Source organism: Thiolapillus sp. (assembly GCF_048562965.1).
GTDB classification, from domain to species: Bacteria; Pseudomonadota; Gammaproteobacteria; order Chromatiales; family Chromatiaceae; genus Thiolapillus; species Thiolapillus brandeum_A.
Genome location: NZ_JBHNMF010000172.1, coordinates 1 through 6,429, shown reverse-complemented (window position 1 = coordinate 6,429; position 6,429 = coordinate 1). Strand labels below are relative to the sequence as shown.

At 57.7% G+C, this 6,429-nt stretch carries 5 protein-coding genes and 1 pseudogene; 3 read left to right on the top strand and 3 right to left on the bottom strand.

Annotated features, from left to right (window positions below; all coding sequences use genetic code 11):
• The 3 genes from ACOCD2_RS10295 to ACOCD2_RS10285 all read left to right on the top strand — a co-directional run.
• Positions 1-1,812: helicase-related protein (locus ACOCD2_RS10295; RefSeq protein ID WP_419618412.1), on the top strand; the 1,812-nt coding region annotated here is incomplete at its 5' end.
• Positions 1,813-3,174: a DNA-processing protein DprA gene (locus tag ACOCD2_RS10290; protein ID WP_293646636.1), complete on the top strand. Its 1,362-nt coding sequence runs from the start codon at positions 1,813-1,815 to the stop codon at positions 3,172-3,174.
• A gap of 2 nt (positions 3,175-3,176) precedes the next feature.
• Entirely contained in the window at positions 3,177-3,881 is a 705-nt protein-coding gene (locus ACOCD2_RS10285; RefSeq protein ID WP_293646634.1) for a type I restriction endonuclease, read from the top strand.
• Here ACOCD2_RS10285 and ACOCD2_RS10280 read toward each other — a convergent pair.
• The 3 genes and pseudogenes from ACOCD2_RS10280 to ACOCD2_RS10270 form a co-directional block, all read right to left on the bottom strand.
• Positions 3,856-4,515: an ATP-binding protein gene (locus ACOCD2_RS10280; RefSeq protein WP_293652463.1), complete on the bottom strand. Its 660-nt coding sequence runs from the start codon at positions 4,513-4,515 to the stop codon at positions 3,856-3,858. The two genes, ACOCD2_RS10285 and ACOCD2_RS10280, sit on opposite strands and share 26 nt — an antisense overlap.
• Positions 4,505-6,008, bottom strand: a pseudogene (istA, locus tag ACOCD2_RS10275) (IS21 family transposase). The gene ACOCD2_RS10280 and the pseudogene istA overlap by 11 nt, the downstream one beginning before the upstream one ends.
• A 170-nt stretch (positions 6,009-6,178) precedes the next feature.
• On the bottom strand, positions 6,179-6,429 hold a 251-nt coding region (locus tag ACOCD2_RS10270), incomplete at its 5' end, for a hypothetical protein (protein WP_419625692.1).

The following is a 6,429-nucleotide window of genomic DNA, read 5'->3' as shown; positions in this document are numbered from 1 at the left end:
AATTCCACCAATCAGGAGAACTGGCCGGAGATCAATGCGGCGATGCTGGCGGATAAGGTAGACGCCATTCTGATTTCTCCGGAGCGATTGTCGAATGAGGAATTCGTCGGCGAGGTGCTGATGCCGGTGGCGGATCGCGTGGGCCTGCTGGTGGTGGATGAGGTACACTGCATCTCGGACTGGGGCCACGATTTCCGGCCGGATTACCGGCGGTTGGTCAATGTGCTGCGCCAGATGCCGCCGAACATGCCGGTTCTGGGAACCACCGCCACCGCAAACAACCGGGTCATCGAGGATGTGCAGGCGCAGCTTGGCGATATCGAGATTCAGCGTGGGCCGCTGGTGAGGGACAGTCTTTCGCTGCAGACGCTGCGCATGTCCGATCAGGCATCGCGGCTGGCCTGGCTGGCGCAACACATTCCCGAGTTGCCGGGTACGGGCATTGTCTATGTGCTGACCATTCGCGACGCGGAACAGGTCGCGGCCTGGCTGAACCAGCAGGGCATTGTCGCGCGGGCCTACCACGGCAGTGTGGAGCATGAGGATTTCGAGAATAGCAACCAGTACCGGCAACACCTCGAAGACCTGCTTCTGAATAATGGCATCAAGGTGCTGGTGGCGACCACGGCCCTGGGCATGGGGTATGACAAGCCCGATCTCGGCTTTGTCATTCATTACCAGGCGAGCGGTTCCGTCGTGGCCTATTACCAGCAGGTCGGCCGGGCCGGGAGGGCGATCGATACCGCCTATGGCGTGTTGCTCTCCGGCAAGGAGGATGAGGATATCCATGAATGGTTCCGCCGCAGCGCCTTTCCTGACGAACGGGACGTGAACGCCATTCTCGGCGTGCTGGCTGAACACGATGAGTTGTCCGTTCGTGAGCTTGAACAGCATTTGAATCTCAGGCAGGGACAGATCAACAAAGTGCTGAAGATTCTCAGTGTCGAGAACCCGGCACCGGTGATCAAGCAGGGCAGCAAATGGCGCCGTACGCCGGTGCCGTTCCGGATGGATCACGAGCGTATCGAGCATCTGACCAGACAGCGGGAAATCGAATGGCGGGAGATGCAGGGCTATATCGACAGCGAAGGTTGCCTGATGGCGTATCTGCGTCATGCGCTGGATGATCCCGAGACGGAAGATTGTGGTCGGTGCGCGGTGTGCTTGGGCGAACCGGTGGTGGGGACTGACGTGAACCGGACGCTCGCCATCGCTGCGGCCCAGTACCTGAAGCATGCGGAGATGCCCTTCAAACCGAAGAAGCAGGTAGCCGCCGGAGCTTTCGAGATATACGGTTTTCGGGGCAATCTGCCGGCTGAACTGCAGGCCCAGGAAGGTCGTATCCTGTCGCGCTGGGGTGATTCCGGCTGGGGTGGACTGGTAGCCGGTGACAAGCATACCGGCCACTTCCGCGACGAGCTGGTTGGTGCGGTCGCCGAAATGCTGGAACAACGATGGCAACCGAACCCGGCGCCGCAGTGGGTGACTTGTGTGCCGTCGTTGAAGCATCCGACGCTGGTACCGGATTTTGCGCAACGCCTGGCCGCGCGGCTGGGATTGCTGTTCGTGGATGCGATTCACAAGGTCATCGATAACGAACCTCAAAAGAATCAGCAGAACCGTTTTCACCAGTGCAGGAATCTGGATGGCGTTTTCGAGATCATTGAAGGTATTCCTGATATGCCTGTACTACTGGTGGATGATGTGATCGACTCCGGATGGACGGCCAGGGTGCTCGCTGCCTTACTGAGACAGGCGGGCAGTGGGCCGGTCTACCCGGTGGCATTGGCCTCAACGAGTACGGGAAGTTAAATGTCGGTATCTCCCAACACGCAAGCCATCCTGTTACTGACGGCGTATTTTGCAAAGGCCAGAAAAGAGGCGGTCAAGCCGTTGACGCCGAAGGAATGGGGGCGATTTGCCCTATGGCTGAAGGAAAAATCACTGACGCCGGAACAGTTGATGAACGGGCGGCCGGGAGAATTGCTGAACGGCTGGTCCGACAAAACGATTACCCTCGAACGTATCGAGGGGCTGATGGACCGGGGATCCGCGCTGGCGCTGGCAATGGAGAAATGGCTCCGAGCCGGGTTGTGGGTGATGACGCGATCCGATCCGGAGTACCCGACCCGCCTGAAAAAACGGCTGAGAACCGACTCGCCAGCCGTTCTGTTTGGTTGCGGCAACCGCGCCTTGCTGAATGTTGGCGGCCTGGCCGTCGTGGGGTCGCGGAATGCAACGGAAAAGGATCTGGCGTACAGCAGGAACCTGGGTGCGCTCGCTGCCGGTAATGGGTATTCGATTGTTTCCGGTGGTGCGCGTGGGGTGGATGAGACCACCATGCTGGGGGCGCTGGAGGCGGAAGGGACGGTGATTGGCGTACTGGCTAACAACCTGCTGCGCGCTTGCTCCTCTGCCAAATACCGTAAATATCTGATGGCGAACAATCTCGTATTGATCTCGACCTTCTATCCGGAAGCGGGATTCAAGGCCGGGAATGCCATGCAACGGAACAAGTACATCTATTGTCTCTCGGATGCGGCGATAGTGGTTCATTCCGGTGAAAAGGGTGGAACCTGGAATGGCGCTCTGGAGAACATAAGAAAACAATGGGCGCCACTCTGGGTGAAACCCAGCTCCGATCCAAAAGCCGGCAATGCCGCGATTGTGAGGGCGGGCGCTTTATGGGCGCCAGAAAGTGTCGATGAGATTGATTTCAGTTCGTTGTTTTCAGTTGCGTCAGCCGTTGAGGAAGTTGGCGAAGATTTGTTCAGCAAGGCCGCGAATGAAGTCAATGAGGGCAGTAGTATAGGTCACGCCTATGGGCAGACCGAAGAGCCTGTATCAACAGCAGAGACAGCGATTGAAACTGGCTCGAAGCAAGATATGGATACCGAAACCGACGACACGGATGCGGGCCAGCCTGAACAATCGAGGGTGAATTCCTGCCCAACCGACGATCTGGATTTTTATGATTTGTTTCTCATTAAGGTGGCATCACTGTGCAGTGATGTACCGAAAAAGCCCGATGAGCTGGTTGAAGCATTGAATCTGAACAAAACCCAGCTCAATGCCTGGCTCAAGCATGCCGTCAGTGAGGAGAAGCTGAAGAAGCTTACACGACCAGTCCGTTACCAGTGGGTCACGACACAGCAAAGCGACTTGCCGCTATAGATATGCCCTACACCGAAGACACCCTGGTCCAGCAAACGACAGCCGAGTACATGGAAAAGGAACTCGGCTGGGAGTCGGTGTACGCCTACAACAACGAGACTTTCGGCCCTGACGGAACGCTGGGCCGGGCTTCGGACCGCGAGGTGGTGCTGACGCGACCATTGCGGGAGAAGCTGGTCGAACTCAATCCCGATCTTCCCGATGAAGCCTATGACGATGCCGTGCGTCAGATTACGGCAACCGTGGCTTCCCAGACCCTGTTGGCGACGAACCGGGAGAAATACGGCCTGATCAAGGATGGGGTGCGGGTCAGGTTCCGCAATGCCGACGGCGAGCGGGTGCGCCAGCGCCTGCGGTTGTTCGATTTCGAGGAACCGGAAAACAACCATTTCCTCTGCGTACGTGAGCTGTGGGTGCGCGGAGATCTGTACCGGCGGCGGGCGGATATCGTCGGCTTCGTCAATGGCCTGCCGCTGCTGTTCATCGAGTGCAAGAACATCCACAGGGATCTGAAGGCGGCGTTTGAGCAGAACTATTCCGACTACCTCGATACCGTTCCCCATCTGTTCCACCACAACGCCATTGTCATGTTCGCCAATGGCGACAAGGCGAAGATCGGGTCGCTGACCTGTCAAACAGCATCCAAAATTGACCAGGTATCAGCGTGCAATTTTGACCAGGCTATGAGGCCTGATTGCGGTGTTTGAACCGGTAGGATTCATTGCCGGTTTCGATGATGTCGCAGTGATGCGTGATGCGGTCGAGCATGGCGGTCGTCATCTTGGCATCGGTAAAGACCTGCACCCATTCGGAGAAGGACAGATTGGTGGTGATGATCAGACTGGTGCGTTCATAGAGCTGGCTGACCAGGTGGAACAACAAAGCACCGCCAGACTCCGGGAACGGCAGATACCCCAGTTCATCGAGGATCACCAGATCCACGACATTGAAGAAGCGAACCCGCTGACCACGATGGATCACCGCAATGCCCAGGGCCGTGGCCAGGTGGGTTTTCCCCGTGCCGGTACCGCCTACCAGGATGAGATTGTGGGCCTGTGAGGTGAAGTGGCCCTCCGCCAGGGTTTCAAAGGTGGCCTGATCCACATTCGATTCTGCCCATTCAAAGCTATCGAGTTCACGTCGAATGGGAAAGCGGGCGATTCGCAGCTGATAATTGAGCGATCGAACCTGCCGGTCGACCCGTTCCGCCTCGATGAGTTTTTCCAGCCAAACCACCGGATCTTTGGCTTTGCGGGGACGTTCTCCCAACAGTTCCTCGCAGGCGGCCGCCATGCCATAGAGCTTCAGTTGCTTGAGCGCGGGGATCAGTTCACTGGCCATGATGCACCTCCCTCAGACGGTCATACCGGCTGCAGTTGGCTTGCGGCTCCTGTTGCAGGCGCAGGTGACCGGGAACCGGGTTTTCTCTGACCGGTGAGGGTGCTTTGAGCCGATTGACGTGGTTGAGCACCACGGCGGCATTGAGGGTCTTGTGCTCCAGGGCCAGCTCACAGGCCACGCTCAGCAGCTCGCTGCCATGGGCCTTCATGGCCAACAGGATCTCGACAAAGGCGCGATCACCCTTGTCCTGTTTGAGCAGATGATCCCTGACCTTGCGCACCGGTGAGGGCAGGTCCCACTGCACAAAGGGGGCGCCATTGCGCAAGGCGCCGGGTTTGCGCTCGAGCACGGGCAGATAATGCCAGGGGTCGAGGATCTGCTGTTCCCGGCCAAAGCAGCGCGCATGGCAGGCCAGGGACTTGCCTTCCTGAACGATCTTGATCCGGGTGGCCGTGGCACGCAGAAACACGCTCTGGCCCGCATATTCCGCCGGTACGCTGTAACGGTTCCGGTCATACCCGACGGTGCAGGTGGACGAGACCCGGCAGGCCTTTTCCACATAGCCGGCAAAGGGTTTGCCTACCGGGCGCAATTGCGCCTGTTCTTCGGCAAAAACATCCCCAATGGTCCGTGAGCGCTGATCCGGATGCGGGCGCTGCGCCAGCTTTTCCCGGCACTGTTGCGCCAGCCAGGCATTCAGTTCGGCCAGATCCTGGAACCGGGGCCGGGGACTGAACAGCCATTCCCGCACATTCCCCACCTGATTTTCAACCTGCCCCTTCTCCCAGCCGGAAGCCGGTGTGCAGGCCACCGGTTCAAACAGATAATGATTGGCCAGGGCCAGAAACTGACGATTGAAGCGGCGCGCTTTGCCCACCTTGACCGCATCCACCAGGGTGCGGGGATTATCGTAGATCATCCGCTGGGGAATCCCTCCCCAGAAGGCAAATGCCCGGTCATGGGCGTCGAAGACCATTTCCAGACTTTCCCGGGAATAGGCCACCAGAAACGGCTGACGGCTGTGAGCCAGACGGAAATGGGCCAGCTTGATGGGTCTGTACCACACCACCGAGTTCCACCTGTTCGTGGCTCCAGTCAAACTGCGCCGCATCACCGGCAGGGAACACCAGGGGCACAAAGGCCTGGGTCAGCGCAGGACGGGCCTGTTTCCAGTGCTTCACAAAACGCTGTACGCTGTCGTAAGCCCCCGCATAGCCCGCGCCCTGAAGGTCTTCAAACAGACGGCGGGCGGTACGTCGTTGCTTTTTCGGGCGTTGGCTATCCTGCTCCAGCCAGGTCTTCAGCTGATCTTCATAGGCACCCAGCCGGGGCTTGGGCTGCGCCTTTCGTTGGTAACGGGGTGGATCACTCTGTTTCAAATACTTGCGAACCGTATTGCGCGACAGGTTAAAACGACGGGCAATCTCACTGATGCTTTCACCGTTCACTTCATGACGGCGACGAATCTTGGCAAGGGTTTCCATGCATAACAATCCCAGGTTACTCCGGCAAAATACCGGAGGATGACAGACTTCAGAGGGTGGTCAAAATTCGACGCTGTTTCCCCCCAATTCCTGGTCAGTTTTGCACGCTGATTAACAGACCATGGCAAATCAGGGATACAATTCGCTGGTCGCCATTCAAATGGCCTTTTCGGGAAGCTCTACGCTGATAGGGGTGAGTAGTTACCCTGACCAGTCTGAACAGGCATCTCCAGCAAATGCTTTTTGGCCTGAAGGAAGCACCAGTGCATGGCCCGACATACCGCGCCTGTCTTTCCTATTTCATTCGGAGTTATTTTGATGATTTTCGATATGCCCAGCAGGACCAAAGAAATAAGCGGACTCACCAGATCAACCTTGCGTTTCTGTTTGGATTCGATTGGGATTTGATTCGCCAGCATATCCTGAATGA